Below are 17,419 nucleotides of genomic sequence, written 5' to 3' on the forward strand. Positions count from 1 at the left end.
TGAGCTACAGGAAGAGTCAGAAAAACACTGGGATTTTCTGGCTTCTTAGTGGTACAAACTTTTAACTCACAAGAAAGTATACATATCTAAATTAGACCACCATGGACTAATTAATCCATATATTCATATTGATTTACAGTTGTACCACCGTGGGACAACCTTTTACACACTTCTATGGAAAACTCAACACTTTGTAGGTGCTGAGTTTAAACCCATCGCAAGGTTTAAGGTTTTTCGTTTTGAAGTGAAATAGGTTATTGCCCATTTCGTCAAAAACTTCTCTTACATTTTGTTTTCCAAAACGGGAAAACAAACTATATCGGTCACGCCCATTTGGGCTAATCATTGAAAACTCAAACGATACAGCCGTTTTGCTTTATATGAATATCTTTACTTTCCAAAACAGGTAAGCAAACCTTTTAAAGAGTTCACTTTGAAATGAATAGAAATCGGTTTTCCTTCACTTCCTTATATGAAGGGCTATAACGAATCGTTACCCACCAATATATTCAGTCCTACATAATGTCTGGTTCAAACTTTCACGCTGCAAGTTTTAAATTATTCAAAATGAAGGATTAGACAAATACACACCAGTTTCCCACGGGGAACCACCGTCCCACGGGTTTACGGTATGTTGCAAAATACCACCCACCTAAATTTGATACCAGCAGCAGTCGTTGTGTCACAGTGTCACAACCATTCCCAATTTTGGGATTCGTTGTATATGGTGTACAACCATTGCCAGAAATGGTTACGTTGTCCACATCGGACAACACTTTCCATATTTACGGAATCTGTTTGAACCGAAATCGTATGATGGAATTAACGAATACTCAGAATGAAAATACAATTCAAGAGGTCATTTTGACCTTTTGATACTTATTCTTCCAATCGGACTAATCGGCAAAAGCTACTCATTTATAGGTATGTCGTGAAATACTACCTACTGATAATTTGCTCCGTTAATTCTGTCGAAGCTATTAATATAAATCCTCTATATCAATAAACCCTGAATCTTGTCCAGTAACGCAAAATAACCCATGATTACATTCACCATGATATCCATTTTTGCATAGTTCATCCTGACCCACGCAATCAATATTTGCCAGGTTCATTTGAACTTTGCAAACTATATTTGAAATGGTATGTTCATTATGAACCTCACTCTCTGTAGGCATATCCAGCATTTCTTCTATAGAAAAGTCAATAGGTTCGCCCCAGTTGTCATCATCTTTCAAGAAATCAAACTGCTCAAAGATACTTTCATCTTTAATTTGGGATTCCAGATTTTCAACCCATCTCCTATCGCTGTCTGTCATATACTCTTGTGCGTGTTTTGCATCAATTTCCTCTTGTAGAGTTTTATTCTTATTGGCAATATACTTCTGTACTTTTCTAATCGTTTCTTCATCATATGTATCACCATATCCATCACAGATACGATTATAAATCTGTGCCAAGCGTCTATTATTATCTGCCTGTTCTTTATTCTTTTGAGTACGCACAATAATGTGTTGTGAACCATACCAGTTTTCGTAATTTGACGCATATTCCTCACAAGCATCTTTATCAGCATACCTACTGTAACAGTTCTTAATCTGTTTTAACTTATCTCCAACACGCTCTTTATCATTGCTCTTGTATACATAAATCATTTTCATTTCAATTAAAATGTCATTATATCTGATACAAGTCCTTGATGAAATATCCGCTTGTGATGCAATAAATTCCATAGACATAACTCCAATCTTTCCCTGTAATTTTCTCATACTTTTAGACCAGTTAAAAGTACTTACAACTGCAACAAAATATTTCAACATGGAAATCTTTTTCTTCATAATCTCATCACAGCCTAAAATTAAATGTACTTCGTTAGGAAACATTGTTACAAACGGTTCCTTCTCTGTATCTAAATACATATTTGAAAAATCAAGAAGATACTCGTTTGATGTTTTGGTGCTATAATCGTGTAATATCTTGACCGCATCCGCAAGCTGTAATTCATAAATCCCTCTCTGCAAGGAATCAAGAAAAACTTTCTCATATTTCTCTTGAAAACCTACAAGGGCATATGCCATTCTATTTACAGATATGCAATCGACTACTGACGTTTTATTATATAATGGAATACTTTCATCCATTATTACCCTTAATGCTATGTATGTTAGTACACCATCTTGTGTCAATTTATATCCAGTAACTAAATCTTTCTTCAAAAACAATTTATCCACTTTTTGTACTCCTTTTTTTGTGTATTTTTTATTAAATTTTCTAGGGTGACAACTACCCCTTAAAAATGGCTATAGTTGTCCAAAATATAGTGACAACAGGACAGATAGAATGACCATAGTTGGCACACTTATAAGTAAGAGATAATTAGTAAGTAAGAGAAATAGATAATGCTACTCGTTTGACAACGAGTTACCCTCTCATAATTACTTGTTGTTATACTCTTTTATTTTATCTTCTATATGGTTTTCATTTCTAAAAACAAATACACTTCTTTTACTATCTTTGTCTGTCCTATCTGGCTTAATATCTACAATAGTGAATCCATCTTTTAATAAACTCCTTGCTAATTTTGCTGTAAAAATTACAATTGTATTTTTCTTTTCCATACTGTCAATCATATAAAAATCCTCCACACATAAAATCAACCTAAGTTTCACTTTCGACAAATAGATGTCGTTTTTTCTATTTTCTACTAGGACAAAGTGACATCAATTTGTCGATTCCGATACTGCTACTAAAGGAGATACTATTTACTACAAAAGATCCATTTGTACCCCTAACGGGGATACAGTTTGATTTTGTTGTTTGTAGCTATTTTTTCATGTACACTTTTCTCTTTTCCAGTGGAGTAGAGTGTACATCAAAATGCACAATTTGATACCACGGTGAAATTCTGCAAATATTTCAATGACATTCAACATATAAATTTACTCTTGTATCTGTTGATTTTGTTTGTTCTCCAATGCGATCAAATCTAATGTATTGTAATATCCTTTTGTCCCATAAAACACAAGAAAGAACCCTCCCGATTTTGGATTGATACCACAACCAATAGGAAACATACCTTTTTTAATTAACTGGTTACTCTGCTCAATGTTGTAGTTGTAAATCACTTTTTTCTTGTTCATGTGTAAAGCCTCCTCTAAATAATCATCAAAATAATATTTCTCTATTTCATTTTCTTTTTTATGCGAAATCCCATTTTGGGAACATCACATAATTACATTTCTACATTTGGTAAATAATTTTCTGGCAAATAATTTTCGGTTGTGAATATATTTCACTTCTAAAATTATTCACCTGCACATTCTCTTTTGGGTTTACTGGCAGATAGAATTTTGCTCAGACCAATTGGGTTCTCAGCCAACCACCACGAAATCGTGGGCGTTATAGCAAAGGACTGAACATTTCATTCAGCCCTTTGCATCTATTTTCAAATATTCAGTTTTCATCATCATTTATTGGAATTATTGTGTAGAAACACACAATCGAATTAGTTGACAGTCGTTAGAATTTCTTGAATTTCAATTTTAAAAAATATTTTGATTACCCTGTAATAGCAATTATTTATCTCTCAATGGACACCACTTAGGACTTGTTTTCGGTGGATGATCAACGCCAAGACTGCCAAATATCCGCATCGTATCATTTTCTTCACAACAATAGTAATCCTTGTAAATAAAATCTGTACATTGACATCTCTCACATTCAGCGCAATGTGGAACTCTATTCATCTATTTCCTCTAATTCACCAATCGCAATATTGACAAGATAATTAACTGCCCAAGACAAATCAACAGCGGTATTGCCTTTTTTACTTTGGATAGTGAAACCATCATCTTTAAAATACTTATTCAGCCTTTTCATTGTTGCCTTATTGATCAGTGCCATTCTGTCTTTTGCTTTAAATTTCATATTTTCCTCCTCCGCTACGCTCTTACAGATATACCTTTGCTCCTTAAATACTCAACCGCTAATTTCAAAAGTTCTCCATTATTTACAGTATTATCCATAGTATCATCCCATACATGGGGCGTATTGCTTCCTGCATCCAATCCCCCATGTAACCCCTGGTTTCCCCAAGTTGCCACCTGATAACCAGTCGCATTGTAATAATTGTCCATATAATTTGTATCAATATATACTGATGCTGTTACTTTGTTACCTTTTATTTTAGGTTCAACTTTCACCGCTGAACGTAGGAAGTCATATTGCCGCCTATAGGATTTCGGATCATAACTGTTATAGTATTCCTGTAGAAAGTAATTCAATGTCTCGTATACCCGTTCTGCCAGTTCGTCTACCATTTTTAACATAATCGGCATAAGTGCTGCCTGTAGCTGATTCATGTTGCTAATATGCTTTGCCATTATTCATCATCTCCGTTTTTTATTTCTGCATCTGTTGGGATATATCCACTTTTCTTTAAAATATCCATCTGCTGTCTGCTGAATGGTAACTTGTCCAATCCATAGATACCGTTTTCAATATTTTTTGTTAAAGTGTTGTTCATTGCCTCGACTAAAAGATTATTGCGGCGCATCCTAAGTTTGGTATATGGCGGATTTCCACCCTCCTTATTACACCTGGGAAGATTAAAATTACCTTCATGGACTTTTACTTCTGGTATGATTGTACCTACTTTTGTGATTTGCACTCTTTCACCAGCTAATAACGCTTTTCGGCATTCATCCATATACATTTTTAGGATATTTTCTATAATCCTCTTGTCGTAAATATTATCGCTTCTGTCACAGATGCGTTTCGCCATTTTACAGGCCGTCAAAGCATTCGTTCCTTTTACTCCTGACATTTATTTTGTTCCTCCTTGCTTTTTGGTCAATGAAATCGTAGTTTTAAGTTACGTTTTCAGGCACTAAAATAAGCCCACAACTAACGGTGATCACTACAAATCACTCAATCAGTTATGGACTTATGGTAATGTCCAAATATTCATTTATATACCTATACTTTCTTTTTGTTTACTGTGCCATTTTATGTGCCAATTTTTTAATAAACTGTACCAATTTGCGATAAGTTACGACAACTTTTCAGTGACAACACAACCCCAACAAACCGCATAAAATCAAGGAAATCTGGCATTTTTAGCCTTTAGAATGATATCTATGCCATAAATTCAATAAATTCCTGTTTATACTGCTCCATAACGACGATTCCTCCTATATTCTCCTGTAGTTTTCTATATAAAACACTGTAGTTTCCTTTGTATCGTTCTTATCTTATCATAAGTGATTGGCATTTTCAATGTGCAGAGACTAATTCCATAGACTTTATAGTCTCTGTATGGTATGCTTATAACATCAAAAATACAAGGAGGCATTGATATGAAAAAAAGACAGGTTTTATCACAAATCAATTTATCGGATTTTCAAAAAGAGAAACTAAAAGATGAGATAAAGGCATTTTATCTGGATGAACGGGGTGAGGAAATCGGAATGATTGAGCAGATGCAGCTTCTGGAATTATTTGAACGGAAATTGGCGCCCATTATTTATAACAAAGCCCTGGAGGATGCCAAAAGGTGGTTTGTCCAGATGATGGATCATTTGGACTCTGACTACTACGAACTGTACAAAAATGAGGATTGAGCCAGATTTTGGCCCATCCTTTAAGTTTCCCGTATCATAGCAAAAAAGCCATTAAGTCACAAAAAACACCAACAGATTATTCATCCATTGATGCTTGATAATATTATTACATTTCTATTTTGCGGCTTTTTCATGTTTATTCTAATTCTTCTACTGTAATACACTTAATTTCCTTAAACTGCTTTAATTGTTTATCATTTGTCAAAAACAAATCGCATCCAGACAAACAAGCAGTTGCAAGCTGTAATGCATCCATTGTTTTAAAAAATTTAAATTCTGTCCTGATTCTTGCCGCTTTCCCCGCTATTTCTTTATCAATGCTTCTTAACTCTATATCCATTCCTTCTATAAAAAGCATAAAAGTCATTTACCGCCTTTAAATTACGCTGTTGATATGGATAGGTTAAATATTCCGTAACTGTTACCGTAGATGTGACCAAATCACACTCAACACATTCCATTAAAAAATTTTTAATTCGTAAATAATATGGTTCGCTATTTTCCAAATAATATACCACCGGAGATGTATCTAAAAAAACTTTATTAAAATCTATCATCAGATCGCATCTCCTTTATGAACCCATCTATTTCTTTCACAGTCCGCCCACTGGTAAAAACAAACGCTCCTGATTCCATGAAATGCTTTCTCTTCTCTGCTCTAATTTTAACTTTCTGCTCATTAATCCTGCCCAATATAGTAACAACCACCTCATCTCCAACGTTTAAATTTTTACGATCATCCTCATTTAAAATTATCTGATTTCCATCATAGTACCCTTTTACTGCTGCTAACATTAAAATGCCCCCTCTCCTCACGCCTTAAATCAACGTACCATTTAAATCTTGCATACACATAGTATACATTAGTTTTTGACATATTACAACTTTATCATTATTAACAGTCTGGCCTTTAAATTTCCCGTCTCATAGCAAAAAAACCAATAAGCACCGTCCACACATAGGCACATGTCTTGGGTATCATCAACATGCCAATCACGGGAATAACATCTGCCCAAAGCACTACCGGAATATAAAAACCAAAACTTAATACGATTGTCAACCACATAAATTTAAAATCCCTGTCTCCCTGCTCTTTTGCACTTTTATAAAACAGGGCAATTATTAGCGCCCCCAGCAATGCAAAGGGAATATTCCGGTAAATCCCCCAGGAGAGAGGCGCATCCTTTATAAGCCATTGATTCTGTGGAAAAAAGCATAATAAAATGCGCAGCGCAGCTAAGAAATACACTGCCAGGGTAACACCGCTTTGCCCCTTAATTTTGTACCTGACACGCCATACATAATATAAAATAACATAAAAAACTGTCATGGTAATGGATGTGATAAACTTTCCCATCCCCAGAGCCACGGTAAAATTGTCAAGTCCCGTGGTACACAGCGCCAGGGCGCGGGGCACCAAATGAAAGGCATCACCTGCCCCAAGCACCACAGCCATAATGCCGAACAGACGGTACTGCTTGTTTCCATTATTTCTAACAATCATTGTGGTTCCAATTGTAATAACTGTAATTAAATATATAGCATCAAATAACGTTTCTGCAACAGCCTGCATAATATTTTCCTCCCTTTTACGGCTCCGTTTATGGCTTGACTATGGCTCTGCAATAATTTCTGCCGAAAAGCAGCCCTGCCAACAGAAGAGACGCCCCCAAACCGGAATAGAACACGGCGATAAAATAATCCGGTGCAAGTCCTGACACCCGCAGATAAATTCCTCCAGTAATCATAACAGCCATAATGATAAATGCTTTTACATCAAAAAATTTAAGGAAAAACTGATATTCTTCCTCATAATTTGTAATCCGTGCCGTATGTTTTTTCACCAGCTTTCCAAAAATAAAAATCTGAAATACTGCAAAAACAACAACCGACAGGAATAGGCTGAACACTGACAAATATTGCGGATATGCCAAAACACCTATCCTTAATACATTAAATCCGGCACATGACCATACAAGACAAGCAATTAGCAAAAGCGTTCTTTTTTTCACTTTCATAAATCCACACCTCTATTACTCTTCCAAAACTCTGTGCAGCCCTGCCCTAAGCTGCTCATACCGCAGCCTTTTTTCTTCCTTTGCAAAATGCACTTCCCGAAACTGTTCCGGGTTATTCTCATACACCAGCTCCCCCGCCCTGTCCAAAAACTGCTCACTTGTCAAATCAAAACAGTAGCCACCTGCCACATTATAGCAATGCACTGCTCCGTCCTCCAAGGGAATTCCATATACCTTTCCCCCGAAAATATCCTGTACAAGAAAAGCCGTAATGGAACACTGGCCCTTGGTTTTATTTTCTTTCGTCCACTCATGGCGCATCCTTGGGGCACAGGTGTCGGCGCACCAAAGCCCTGACAATATGTCGTACAGTTCCCTGGGGGATTTTATTTTTTCATACTCTTTGTGAAGCGGCTGTGCCACTGCATTTTCCCATCCGTAAAAATGATAATTCATAGCTTGATTTTACCTCCTTATTCAAAATGTATCCTGCACCTTCACTGCTCTTCCATAAATCTATCTGCTATATATTCCGCCGACTCTGCTCAAAAACCATTTTCCACCTGATGCAAAACTTCATATGTCCTGGAATTATAAAAACGGTCAATGGCTTCCACAAAATCAATATTCAACCGCTCTTGCAGTACATCTGCCACTGCGCATATTTGAATACAGACACTCATAGTAATATCTTTTCCGTTAAAAACATAAACTGCATCATTCATAAGAGTTCTTCCCAACATATCTCAAATTCTCTAAGGCCTTTTTGTGTGAAAAGAAGATTTTTCTCATATATTTTATACAAACTTCAAAAATAATCTCTTCACAAAATTTTTTAATCTGCCAAAGAGTTCCTTCCTTTCCTCCTGTCCGCCTCCAGCCTCAAAACTCTTCGTCTGCTCTATGGCCGAAATTCTCTGATTAGTTTCTTCTGCCACATACTCCAAAGCCGCTTTTTCCTGTTCTGCACGCTCTTCGGCCGCAAGATGTTTCTCAAATGTGTAGTCGTTTATGTATTCAAGCAGTGCGTTTAATTTCTTTCCCTCCATTCCCTGATTGTGAAATCCGGATGTTATATACCGTTCTTCTGGCGTAGTTTTTACATAATTATTGTGCCAGAGAGTAAGCTTTCCACTATCAAACGCTTTTATAATCCAAGTGTCCTCTTTCCCTTTTACAACAAGATCCCCTGCTTCGTCTACTCTGAATTTCAGCCCATACTCAAAAGCATACTTCCCAAGTTGGGAATCTGTAATCCCCTGTTTTCTCAATATATGATCTACAATCCGAATCTGCTTTACATATGGCGCACATGCCTTCCGGAGATACACCCGCCTGCAGCATTTCCTGCAAGGTTTATATCCCTCCGGCACGACAGTGGATGCAAGAAAGTCCTCAGGGGGAATTTCCCTTATCATCTCACAGTCTTTATCATGATACCTGTCTCCAAATTTAGAATAAAAATATCTGTTCTTCTGGTTATCCAAAGCGCTCTGCTTCCTGCCTAAGGCCAACCGCTCACTTTCCGATACCTCTCTGGCCTCATACACAAGCTGTCCGTCTTTTATAACAGCCCCACTGCCTTTTCTTTGAAGATTTGAAAGATCTATAATATCTTCCGCTTTTTCAATGGAAACACTTTCACCATTTTTTTGTTTTATCTTAATTCCAAGTCTGACACTGTTTCTTAAATACTTCCAAATGGCATTAAAGTTTCCCTCTGCAATATAAATCCTCCTTGTAACTTCATCCCACCTGACAACTGTAAACTTAATAAAATTCTCTGTCCTAAAATTAAAATAGACAAGCCCTGCATTTACCAGCCGCTCTTTTATTTCACCATATCCGGGAAGTGCAGTTATTTTCTTGGGATACAGTACAATCTTTGCGTCATACAGATCTTCGCCCCATAAAATCACATCTGCATCCACCGTCCGAAAGGCTTCTGTTACATTTATCTCATAAAATGTTTTTTCACTATTTACTTCCATATCTCAGTCCCATTAAATTCTTCTTTGCTTTTATAAAAGTTTATCACATCTATATCTTTACTTCAAGATTAATCTTTTTCAATTTGACCATCCCCCCATACATCCGTATAATAAGTTTTAGCATACATTACACCCATTCCAAAATACAAAAGGAGGACGCCATGGCAAAAAAAATCCTGATAATCGAAGACGACCGGGATTTGCGGGAAGGGCTTCACTTCGCCTTTGAAAGCGACGGCTATATGGTCTTTGACGCAGAGACAAAAAAACAGGGTTTAACGGAAATCAAAAAAGGCATTTACGATATGGTTTTATTAGACTGCAACTTACCCGACGGCCTGGGGTTTGACCTTTGCCGCCAGGTTCGGGAATACAGCGATATCCCCATCTTTATGCTCACAGCCAGAGACACGGAGATGGATGAGATCAAAGCCCTCACCCTGGGGGTAAACGACTATCTGAGAAAGCCTTTTTCCCTGGGGGTTTTAAAAGCCAGAATAAAACGGATTCTCGCAGAGAAAAGGGAGCCCAAACGGCTGGTTTCCGGAAATATTGCAATAGATAAAAATCTGTGCAAAGTCACCAGAAACCAGGAGGAAATTCCCTTAAGCAAACTGGAATACCGCCTTCTTCTGTACCTTGTGGAAAATAAAAACCATGTGCTCTCCAAAGAACAGATTTTAAACCATATCTGGGACAGGGAAGGAAAATATGTAGACGACAACACCGTTTCCGTAAATATCAGCAGGCTCCGCACCAAAATTGAAAAAGATGCGTCCAGCCCAAAATTTATAAAAACCATCCACGGAATCGGATATATCTGGAAGGAAGAATAACATGGTCATTTTCACACTAATCCTGCTCTTATGCCTTACAATTCTTTTTGCCCTTTCCTACAACAGAAAAACTTACCAAAGGATAAACCATCTGCTGGACTGTGTTCTGAACCGGGAGGAAATCCCTTACTCCTCCTTAAAAGAAGGAAATTTTTCGGCATTGGCGGGCAGAATAGAGAGAATACAGAATATACTGGAAAAACAGGTAAGTCTTGCCCAGGAGGAAAAGGAACAGATAAAAAGCCTTGTCTCCAACATGTCCCACCAGTTGAAAACGCCCCTGGCAAACCTCTCTTTGTACACGGAAATCTTAGAATCCCCCAGGCTTAAGGAGGAACAAAAAAAACAGGCGGTAAAGAAACTGAAAAAACAGGTGGAAAAGCTGGACTGGATTACCGGCTCCCTTTTAAAAATGATAAAACTGGAACAGGATGTCATCACATTTGAAGCTGAGGAGCGTTCCATAAAAGAAACCATTACGGACGCCTTAGACGCCGTGTATACAAAAATAGAGAAAAAGGGAATTTATTTTTCCGCAGAGCTTGACCAGGATTACAGGCTGTACCACAACCGGAAATGGACGGCGGAAGTTTTTGTAAACATACTGGAAAATGCTGTAAAATATACAGAAAAAAGCGGGACAATCCGGATAAGTATCCGCCCTTATGAACTCTGCACCGAAATCTGTTTTTCCGACACTGGCATGGGGATCAGGGATCAGGAAATCACCCGTATTTTTAGGCGTTTTTACCGAAGTCCCGATGCGGAAAATATAGAAGGTTCCGGCATCGGGCTCTACCTCTCCAATCTGATTCTGGAAAAAGAAAAGGGATACATGATAGTAAAATCCCAATACGGGAAAGGAAGCGCTTTTTCCGTTTTCTTGCAAAACTGTAAGAAATAAATTCTCTTCTGTAAAGGAAATGCAAGATTCTCCCTTTAATCTAAAAAAAGTAAAAAAACAAAGGAGAGGCGGCTATGCATATTTTAGAACTGCGCCATGTGGAAAAAATCTACGGCGAAAAAGAGAATCAGGTAAAGGCTTTGCGGGATGTAAGTCTTAAGGTAAGCCCGGGAGAATTTATTGCTATTGTGGGAACCTCAGGTTCCGGGAAATCAACGCTTTTAAATCTCATAGGAGGGCTTGATGTGCCTACCAGTGGAACCATATGGGTAAAAGGGAAAGAAATCGGCTCTTTAAAGAGAAAATCTCTCACCATATTCCGAAGGCGCAACATCGGATTTGTCTTTCAAAATTACAGTCTGATGCCTGTGCTGAACGTATATGACAATGTGGCCCTCCCTGTGACTTTTGACAGTGGAAACCATGTAAACCACGGCTATATTGAGGAACTATTAAAGGAACTTGGAATATGGAATAAACGGAAAAAATATCCCCAGGAACTCTCCGGCGGACAGCAGCAGAGAGCTGCCATTGCAAGGGCACTGGTAAATAAGCCCGCCATCCTCTTAGCCGACGAACCTACAGGAAATCTGGACTCCGTCACAACAGTGGAAGTCATGGGACTTTTGAAAACAAGCTGCAAAAAATACAACCAGACAATTCTTATGGTGACCCACAATGAGGGAATCGCACAAATCTGCGACAGGATTATCCATATTGAAGACGGCAGAATTGTAAAGGAAAACCATTCGGAAAGAAAATCTTCGGATGCAGAGGAAGGCGGTGATTTCAAATGCTAAAACTTGCCTTTCAGTACATGCGCTATTATAAAAGCCAGACAATGGCAATTTTTTTCAGCATATTCCTTACCGCTGCCCTGTTATCCTCCATTGGCTCCCTGATGTACAGCAGCCAATTAAATGAAACGGAAAATAACAGAAAAATTTACGGGGACTGGCACTATGCCCTTCCGCTAAATCCCCAGGTGCTGAAATCCATAAAAAAGGAATACAAAGAACAAGGATTTTCCCTGGAACAATACGGGGTAAAAGAGATGCGGGGAAAAATTACATTTCCTTATGAAATCACTTTTGTGTGGGGAGATAATTCTTACCTTAAAATGACGGACAGAGAACTTGTAAAAGGGAGCTATCCCGCAAACCCAGGGGAAATTGCAGCAGATAAATTTACCCTTTCCAACCTGGGTTACAAAGGAGAACCCGGGGAAATGATTACACTGGAGGGAAGGAATTACACCCTTACGGGAATCCTGAAAAGCCCCTGGGCAATGGATTTTGACCAAATGGAAATTTTTGTCAGTAAAAATTTCAAATCCGCCGATTCAATTTCAACCCTTTATGTAAAATTCAGGGAAAAAGGAAAGCTTTACCAGCAGCTCTATGCCTTTTTAGACTGTTGCAAAATTTCCGGCAATGAAGTGGAAAACAATGATAAGGTAACAAAATATTTAGGGGGTGAAGAGCCGGAAAGTCTATATCATATTTTAAAATTTGCCCTGACGGATGAAAAAGGGAATTTTACCTATATTGTGCTAAAACTTCAGGCGGAATACAATCTGGCCTTTTACGGAATGGTACTTCTCCTGTGTGTATTCAGCCTTTGTGTGATTTACAGTATTTTTCAAATATCCGTGTCAAAACGTATTTCCCAGTACGGAATCATGGAGACATTGGGAATTGGCGGCAGTGCCCTGGGAGGCACGCTTTTGGCGGAACTGTGGATGCTGTTTCTCCTGGGATATCCCTCAGGCTGCTTTATTGGAAATGGGATTTTAAAATTATTCTACCGAAACCTGGCAGGAGTTTTTACAAACCTCTCCCCTTCCCCAAAGGCCGGGGATGTATTCTTTACAGAGGTTTTCTCTCCCAAGGCAGACATAGAAACTCCCCAATTTCACACAGCGTATCCGGTGATGTTTACCGGTTTTCTCTTCCTGTTTTTTGCAATTTTTTTGATAGGAGTTTTCACCCTCCACTCTCTGAAAAAACAACCCCCGCGCCAGGCTATGGCAGGAGACCCGTCTGTTTTAAAGGGCAGAAGGAAAATTTACAGCAAAAGAAACAGAAACCTGGCAGGGGTTGTGGTAAGAAAATTTATGTTTTCCAACAGAAAAAAAGTAACAGGAATTTTGCTCTCCCTTTCTATGGGGGGCTGTATTTTCCTATGCACCACTTACATGGTGGAAAATTTAAAAATCCACGCAGAAATGTCCTTAAAATCCGACGACGGCCTGGGGAGTCCCTACCAGATTTTCCTGAAATCCAATCTGCCTGGGGACACCATTCCGGAGGAAACTGTGGAAAAAATCAGAGAACTTCCCCAGCTTGCCAGAATACATGCCACAAAATATATCCCCAGTGAGCTTACCATAAAAAAACCGGAACTGGAATGGGAGGAATATTTTGACGAACAAAATAAGGACAGTTATTTTAGGGAACGCTATGGGGGTATCTGTGTTGGCCGGGGAAATGATTACGGCATTAAATATAATGTCTACGGCTATGATTCCTCCCTTATCAGCCAGCTTAAGGATTTTCTTTTAGAGGGGGAAATTTCAGAAAAGGATTTTGAAAAAGGAAACAAAATTATCGCCGTAGCAAATCAGGACGGACAGGGAAACTTTAACTTTTACGGAAAACACCCCGGGGACACCATTCTCCTTAAGGTGCCGAAAAAATTAGATGACGGGGAAATTTTAAAATTCAATAACCCCCAAGAGGACTACCTGGAAATGGAATTTGAACTTGCAGCCATTGTAAGCCGCCCCCTTGCCCAGGAAAACCGCTTTTTCAATGTAAACGGCTGGAAAAACCATCCCAGCCTTATTTTATCAAACCCACAGATGGAGACGCTGTTCCACATTACAGACTACAGTTTTATGGATATCGAACCTGTGCTGGGAGCGGATGATACCTTTTCCGATGCACTTTTACAGGCAATCCGGGACGTGCCAAGGGCAGTCCTTAAGGATTATAGAAAGGCCATACAGACCCGGAAAAACTACCTGGGCCAGCAGCAGCTGTTTTTTACAGGAATCGCAGTGATTTTCCTTGCCATCAGCCTTTTTCACATTATGAACAGCGTAAACCACTCCATCCTTTCCCACCGGCGGGAATACGGAATCATCCGGGCCATGGGAATTACAGACAGCGGATTTTACCGTATGGTTTTAGGCGCAGGAATTTCTTACGGGATATTCACCGATGTGTTTATCTTTCTTTTGTATCACATCTTCCTGCGCCGGTTCATGGATTACTATATGGCCCATGTCCTTAAGTTCCTTCACTTTACCGCATCGGTTCCCATGGGGATTTTGGGTATGGTTTTTGTGTTAAACTTATTTGTTTCACTGATTGCGGTTATGATTCCTGCAGGGAAAATTTTAAAAGCAGGGGTGATTGAAAACTTGTAGAATTACTCCTTATCTTTTTCTTTCTTGCTCCATCTGCGATAAATCAACATTGAGCTAACGGATGCTATTGCACTTACGGGTACCATATCTAACTCATAGCCATTCATATAGAAAATCATATTAATGGCCCATAAAACAATGCAGACTGCCACTACTATGGCTGCTCCCTTTAAAAGTTCTTTCATAATTTTATATCTCCTTCCAAAACATTTTTTATACCACTGGAAGTATACCAGAGAGAGCAGCCCTTCTCCCAAAATCATCATAAAACGCATTCATTCGTGAATAAGCGTGTTTCTTTCCGGCAAATTTTGCATTTATTCCTCATTTTTGCTCAGAAACCTTGATACAGGGAATCCCATGCCATATAATTAGGGAGACGCTATTAAGAAATTACTTAGGAGGAATCTATTGGAATGCTTTTGTCTTTTTTTCAGCTTGCCCTTGCCATCCGCAATGTGTGGCCCAAACCCATGAACTTAAAAGCCTTTCTGGCCCTTTACATACTGTTGCTGCTTTCCGGGATGCCTGTAACTTTTTTCTCCTGCATCCCCTATGGCCTGTTCGGCATTTTAGCGGCTGTCTGCATCTATGGGTTGGCAGTTTACCGTGATACCGCGCCACAAAATGTTTTTATGGGCATGGTTGGATGTGTCCTTACTGTGGTGACAGGTAACTTTTTGACAAATCTTCTGCATATGCTGATTCCCCAGTCTTTTCAAGACAGGCAATTTATTTCTATCGTTTTAAATTTCATATACATTTTGCTGTTTTATTTTATTACCCTGTTTTGCGGCAGGCTGCTGAAAAGAGTATTACTCTCCTTTCAAGGTATGTTTCGCCTTCCCCAAACCTGGTATTTGGTGGATGCCGCATTACTGCTCCTTATCACAATCTATCTGTTTGACAATATTATTCCGGGACAAAACGGCTCTGTGGGGAAAATGATCTATAATAACGCCCTACATATTTCAGGGTATCTTTTGGTCATGCTTTTTTTACTTTTGGCTTTGGGCCATTCTTATCGGGAACAGATACAGACAGAGGCAAAGCAGAAAGCCCTGCTTGATTTACAAGACTACACAACCAATCTGGAAACCATGTACAACAGCCTGCGTTCTTTTAAGCACGATTACATGAACATTCTGCTGTCTATGTCCGGCTATATTGAGGATGGTGATATGGAAAAATTAAAGAAATATTTTGAGGAAAAAATCTTCCCCACGAAAAATCTGATTGACCAGGGGGATTACAAGTTAAACCAGCTTGGCAACATCGGCGTGCTGGAAATCAAAAGCCTGCTCTGTGCAAAAATGATTTACGCCCATGAGTCCGGGATTGATGTCACCATTGACATCCCTGACAGAGTGGACAGTTTTCCCATAGACACCGTAGACCTTGCCAGAATACTGGGAATCTTTTTGGACAATGGCATCGAAGCCTCACTTACGGCAGAGCAGCCCCAAATAGGCTTAAACATCCTTCCGAATAAAGCCGGCGTGTCAATCATCATAAGCAACCATTTTAAGGATAATGGTTTGGTGCTGCACAAATTAAAGGAAAAAGGCTTTAGTACCAAAACCGGACATCCGGGAATCGGACTTTCCAACGCTGAGAAAATCATCCGTACCTATGACAATGTGCTGCTGGAAACAACCATGCAAAACGGTTGTTTTACCCAGCATATGGAACTTACCAACAGAGAGGAGTAACCAATATGCTAAACATTTTTGTGTGCGAAGATAATCCCTCCCAGCGGGAAAGGATTGTACAAATCATTCAAAATACTGTGCTGATGGAAGAACTGGATATGCAGCTTGTCTTAGATGCAGGGGACCCTTATGTGCTGTTGGATAAAGTCAAGACCAATGAGAACACAGGCATTTATTTCCTTGATATCGACCTGGGCAGCGACATAAACGGAATGAAACTGGCACAACAAATCAGACTGTTTGACCCCCGGGGGTTCATCATATTCATAACCGCACATTCGGAACTAAGCTACATGACCTTTCAGTACCGGGTGGAGGCAATGGACTTTGTGTTAAAAGACAATCCCGCCGAAATGAAAGTGAAAATCAGGGAATGCCTGCTAAATGCAATGGAGCGCTATGCCCTCCAGACCAACAAGGCGCATAAAGTCTATACGATTAACGCCGGCGGGCGAAAAATCAGCGTAGATTATGATGACATTTTCTTTTTTGAGACTTCCGGCAATATCCATAAAATCATTCTCCATGGGAAAGACCGTGAAATTGAATTTTCCGGTACCATGAAAGAACTGGCAAATACGTTAGACGACAGTTTTGTGCGCTGCCACCGTTCCTTTCTGGCAAACAAAAATAACATAAGGGAGGTGGACCCAAAAAACCGGACCATTATTTTTGCCAACGGGGAAACCTGCCTGATATCCACACGCATGTTAAAAGAACTGTGAGAGTTTATTATTTTTTTCTTTTCAAAATCAACTACCCCGGTGCAAGCACTCAAGCACTGTGCTCGACTCCTACGTCGCCGCTCACAGCACTTGCCTTTCATTCCTGCTAAAGCGGGAATGAAAGCGGGGTATGAAAGTTTCTTTGTCTCTTCCTCTACACATAATCGTACATACTTAGC

The 17,419-nt window shown here is 39.1% G+C and carries 21 protein-coding genes; 7 read left to right on the top strand and 14 right to left on the bottom strand.

The annotated features are described in order from the left end of the window. Window positions 1-980: 980 nt before the first annotated feature. The 6 genes from D7Y06_RS19855 to D7Y06_RS19880 all read right to left on the bottom strand — a co-directional run bounded on the left by D7Y06_RS19855 (window position 981) and on the right by D7Y06_RS19880 (window position 4,825). Window positions 981-2,231: a hypothetical protein gene (locus D7Y06_RS19855; protein ID WP_120409415.1), complete on the bottom strand. Its 1,251-nt coding sequence runs from the start codon at window positions 2,229-2,231 to the stop codon at window positions 981-983. A 204-nt stretch (window positions 2,232-2,435) separates the two neighbouring features. Next, window positions 2,436-2,630: a DUF5659 domain-containing protein gene (locus D7Y06_RS19860; protein ID WP_120409416.1), complete on the bottom strand. Its 195-nt coding sequence runs from the start codon at window positions 2,628-2,630 to the stop codon at window positions 2,436-2,438. A gap of 309 nt (window positions 2,631-2,939) precedes the next feature. Next, on the bottom strand, window positions 2,940-3,140 hold the full coding sequence (locus D7Y06_RS19865) for a hypothetical protein (RefSeq protein WP_120409417.1): 201 nt from the start codon (window positions 3,138-3,140) through the stop codon (window positions 2,940-2,942). A 598-nt stretch (window positions 3,141-3,738) separates the two neighbouring features. Continuing rightward, window positions 3,739-3,927 carry a hypothetical protein gene (locus D7Y06_RS19870; protein WP_120409418.1) on the bottom strand — a complete coding sequence of 63 codons (189 nt, stop codon included), beginning with the start codon at window positions 3,925-3,927 and terminating at the stop codon, window positions 3,739-3,741. A 14-nt stretch (window positions 3,928-3,941) separates the two neighbouring features. Beyond that, the gene (locus D7Y06_RS19875; RefSeq protein WP_120409419.1) at window positions 3,942-4,382 is read right to left on the bottom strand and encodes a hypothetical protein; all 441 of its coding nucleotides are present in this window, start codon (window positions 4,380-4,382) and stop codon (window positions 3,942-3,944) included. Further along, complete coding sequence (locus D7Y06_RS19880) at window positions 4,382-4,825, bottom strand: hypothetical protein (protein ID WP_120409420.1); 444 nt, start codon at window positions 4,823-4,825, stop codon at window positions 4,382-4,384. Before D7Y06_RS19880 ends, D7Y06_RS19875 begins: the two co-directional genes overlap by 1 nt. Before the next feature lie 532 nt (window positions 4,826-5,357). Between D7Y06_RS19880 and D7Y06_RS19885 the strand changes: the two genes are divergently transcribed. Next, window positions 5,358-5,621 (top strand): DUF2164 family protein, encoded by a 264-nt coding sequence (locus D7Y06_RS19885; RefSeq protein WP_199714793.1) that lies wholly within the window; start codon window positions 5,358-5,360, stop codon window positions 5,619-5,621. A gap of 136 nt (window positions 5,622-5,757) precedes the next feature. Here the strand turns inward: D7Y06_RS19885 and D7Y06_RS19890 are convergent, their stop codons facing one another. The 7 genes from D7Y06_RS19890 to D7Y06_RS19925 all read right to left on the bottom strand — a co-directional run bounded on the left by D7Y06_RS19890 (window position 5,758) and on the right by D7Y06_RS19925 (window position 9,630). Then, entirely contained in the window at window positions 5,758-5,979 is a 222-nt protein-coding gene (locus tag D7Y06_RS19890) for a type II toxin-antitoxin system VapC family toxin (RefSeq protein WP_199714798.1), read from the bottom strand. Between the two features lie 185 nt (window positions 5,980-6,164). Beyond that, window positions 6,165-6,416, bottom strand: coding sequence for a hypothetical protein (locus tag D7Y06_RS19900; protein ID WP_120409423.1), 252 nt, complete (start codon window positions 6,414-6,416; stop codon window positions 6,165-6,167). Between the two features lie 115 nt (window positions 6,417-6,531). Continuing rightward, window positions 6,532-7,194, bottom strand: coding sequence for a hypothetical protein (locus D7Y06_RS19905; RefSeq protein WP_120409424.1), 663 nt, complete (start codon window positions 7,192-7,194; stop codon window positions 6,532-6,534). A 28-nt stretch (window positions 7,195-7,222) separates the two neighbouring features. Further along, window positions 7,223-7,639 (bottom strand): hypothetical protein, encoded by a 417-nt coding sequence (locus tag D7Y06_RS19910; protein ID WP_120409425.1) that lies wholly within the window; start codon window positions 7,637-7,639, stop codon window positions 7,223-7,225. Window positions 7,640-7,654: 15 nt separating this feature from the next. Next, window positions 7,655-8,095: a YunG family protein gene (locus D7Y06_RS19915; RefSeq protein ID WP_120409426.1), complete on the bottom strand. Its 441-nt coding sequence runs from the start codon at window positions 8,093-8,095 to the stop codon at window positions 7,655-7,657. Window positions 8,096-8,184: 89 nt separating this feature from the next. Further along, on the bottom strand, window positions 8,185-8,364 hold the full coding sequence (locus D7Y06_RS19920; RefSeq protein WP_243119414.1) for a hypothetical protein: 180 nt from the start codon (window positions 8,362-8,364) through the stop codon (window positions 8,185-8,187). A 72-nt stretch (window positions 8,365-8,436) separates the two neighbouring features. After that, on the bottom strand, window positions 8,437-9,630 hold the full coding sequence (locus D7Y06_RS19925) for a hypothetical protein (protein ID WP_120409427.1): 1,194 nt from the start codon (window positions 9,628-9,630) through the stop codon (window positions 8,437-8,439). A 161-nt stretch (window positions 9,631-9,791) separates the two neighbouring features. Between D7Y06_RS19925 and D7Y06_RS19930 the strand changes: the two genes are divergently transcribed. The 4 genes from D7Y06_RS19930 to D7Y06_RS19945 all read left to right on the top strand — a co-directional run bounded on the left by D7Y06_RS19930 (window position 9,792) and on the right by D7Y06_RS19945 (window position 14,803). Then, a complete protein-coding gene (locus D7Y06_RS19930; protein ID WP_120409428.1) occupies window positions 9,792-10,466 on the top strand; it encodes a response regulator transcription factor in 675 nt (224 codons plus the stop codon). 1 nt (window position 10,467) lies between these two features. Then, the gene (locus D7Y06_RS19935; RefSeq protein WP_120409429.1) at window positions 10,468-11,370 is read left to right on the top strand and encodes a sensor histidine kinase; all 903 of its coding nucleotides are present in this window, start codon (window positions 10,468-10,470) and stop codon (window positions 11,368-11,370) included. 74 nt (window positions 11,371-11,444) lie between these two features. After that, entirely contained in the window at window positions 11,445-12,170 is a 726-nt protein-coding gene (locus tag D7Y06_RS19940) for an ABC transporter ATP-binding protein (RefSeq protein WP_120409430.1), read from the top strand. After that, entirely contained in the window at window positions 12,164-14,803 is a 2,640-nt protein-coding gene (locus tag D7Y06_RS19945) for an FtsX-like permease family protein (protein WP_120409431.1), read from the top strand. The genes D7Y06_RS19940 and D7Y06_RS19945 overlap by 7 nt, the downstream gene beginning before the upstream one ends. Window positions 14,804-14,805: 2 nt before the next feature. On the opposite strand, the gene D7Y06_RS19950 is transcribed toward D7Y06_RS19945, so the two are convergent. Continuing rightward, window positions 14,806-14,988, bottom strand: a complete 183-nt coding sequence (locus D7Y06_RS19950) for a hypothetical protein (protein ID WP_158591436.1) — start codon at window positions 14,986-14,988, stop codon at window positions 14,806-14,808. Between the two features lie 231 nt (window positions 14,989-15,219). On the opposite strand from D7Y06_RS19950, the gene D7Y06_RS19955 reads away from it, so the two are divergent. Next, window positions 15,220-16,515, top strand: coding sequence for a sensor histidine kinase (locus D7Y06_RS19955; protein WP_120409433.1), 1,296 nt, complete (start codon window positions 15,220-15,222; stop codon window positions 16,513-16,515). Between the two features lie 5 nt (window positions 16,516-16,520). Further along, window positions 16,521-17,240 (top strand): LytR/AlgR family response regulator transcription factor, encoded by a 720-nt coding sequence (locus D7Y06_RS19960; protein ID WP_120409434.1) that lies wholly within the window; start codon window positions 16,521-16,523, stop codon window positions 17,238-17,240. The last annotated feature ends 179 nt before the right edge of the window (window positions 17,241-17,419 follow it).

Origin of the sequence: Roseburia sp. 1XD42-69, assembly GCF_003612565.1 — a bacterium.
Lineage (GTDB): Bacteria > Bacillota > Clostridia > Lachnospirales > Lachnospiraceae > Roseburia_B.

Coding starts and splice junctions, on each gene's coding strand:
- D7Y06_RS19865 (WP_120409417.1), bottom strand. CDS start 3,140: ATGAACAAGAAAAAAGTGATTTACAACTACAACATTGAGCAGAGTAAC.
- D7Y06_RS19885 (WP_199714793.1), top strand. CDS start 5,358: ATGAAAAAAAGACAGGTTTTATCACAAATCAATTTATCGGATTTTCAA.
- D7Y06_RS19955 (WP_120409433.1), top strand. CDS start 15,220: ATGCTTTTGTCTTTTTTTCAGCTTGCCCTTGCCATCCGCAATGTGTGG.
- D7Y06_RS19870 (WP_120409418.1), bottom strand. CDS start 3,927: ATGAAATTTAAAGCAAAAGACAGAATGGCACTGATCAATAAGGCAACA.
- D7Y06_RS19860 (WP_120409416.1), bottom strand. CDS start 2,630: ATGATTGACAGTATGGAAAAGAAAAATACAATTGTAATTTTTACAGCA.
- D7Y06_RS19945 (WP_120409431.1), top strand. CDS start 12,164: ATGCTAAAACTTGCCTTTCAGTACATGCGCTATTATAAAAGCCAGACA.
- D7Y06_RS19915 (WP_120409426.1), bottom strand. CDS start 8,095: ATGAATTATCATTTTTACGGATGGGAAAATGCAGTGGCACAGCCGCTT.
- D7Y06_RS19935 (WP_120409429.1), top strand. CDS start 10,468: ATGGTCATTTTCACACTAATCCTGCTCTTATGCCTTACAATTCTTTTT.
- D7Y06_RS19925 (WP_120409427.1), bottom strand. CDS start 9,630: ATGGAAGTAAATAGTGAAAAAACATTTTATGAGATAAATGTAACAGAA.
- D7Y06_RS19950 (WP_158591436.1), bottom strand. CDS start 14,988: ATGAAAGAACTTTTAAAGGGAGCAGCCATAGTAGTGGCAGTCTGCATT.
- D7Y06_RS19940 (WP_120409430.1), top strand. CDS start 11,445: ATGCATATTTTAGAACTGCGCCATGTGGAAAAAATCTACGGCGAAAAA.
- D7Y06_RS19900 (WP_120409423.1), bottom strand. CDS start 6,416: ATGTTAGCAGCAGTAAAAGGGTACTATGATGGAAATCAGATAATTTTA.
- D7Y06_RS19930 (WP_120409428.1), top strand. CDS start 9,792: ATGGCAAAAAAAATCCTGATAATCGAAGACGACCGGGATTTGCGGGAA.
- D7Y06_RS19910 (WP_120409425.1), bottom strand. CDS start 7,639: ATGAAAGTGAAAAAAAGAACGCTTTTGCTAATTGCTTGTCTTGTATGG.
- D7Y06_RS19905 (WP_120409424.1), bottom strand. CDS start 7,194: ATGCAGGCTGTTGCAGAAACGTTATTTGATGCTATATATTTAATTACA.
- D7Y06_RS19960 (WP_120409434.1), top strand. CDS start 16,521: ATGCTAAACATTTTTGTGTGCGAAGATAATCCCTCCCAGCGGGAAAGG.
- D7Y06_RS19920 (WP_243119414.1), bottom strand. CDS start 8,364: ATGAATGATGCAGTTTATGTTTTTAACGGAAAAGATATTACTATGAGT.
- D7Y06_RS19880 (WP_120409420.1), bottom strand. CDS start 4,825: ATGTCAGGAGTAAAAGGAACGAATGCTTTGACGGCCTGTAAAATGGCG.
- D7Y06_RS19890 (WP_199714798.1), bottom strand. CDS start 5,979: ATGCTTTTTATAGAAGGAATGGATATAGAGTTAAGAAGCATTGATAAA.
- D7Y06_RS19875 (WP_120409419.1), bottom strand. CDS start 4,382: ATGGCAAAGCATATTAGCAACATGAATCAGCTACAGGCAGCACTTATG.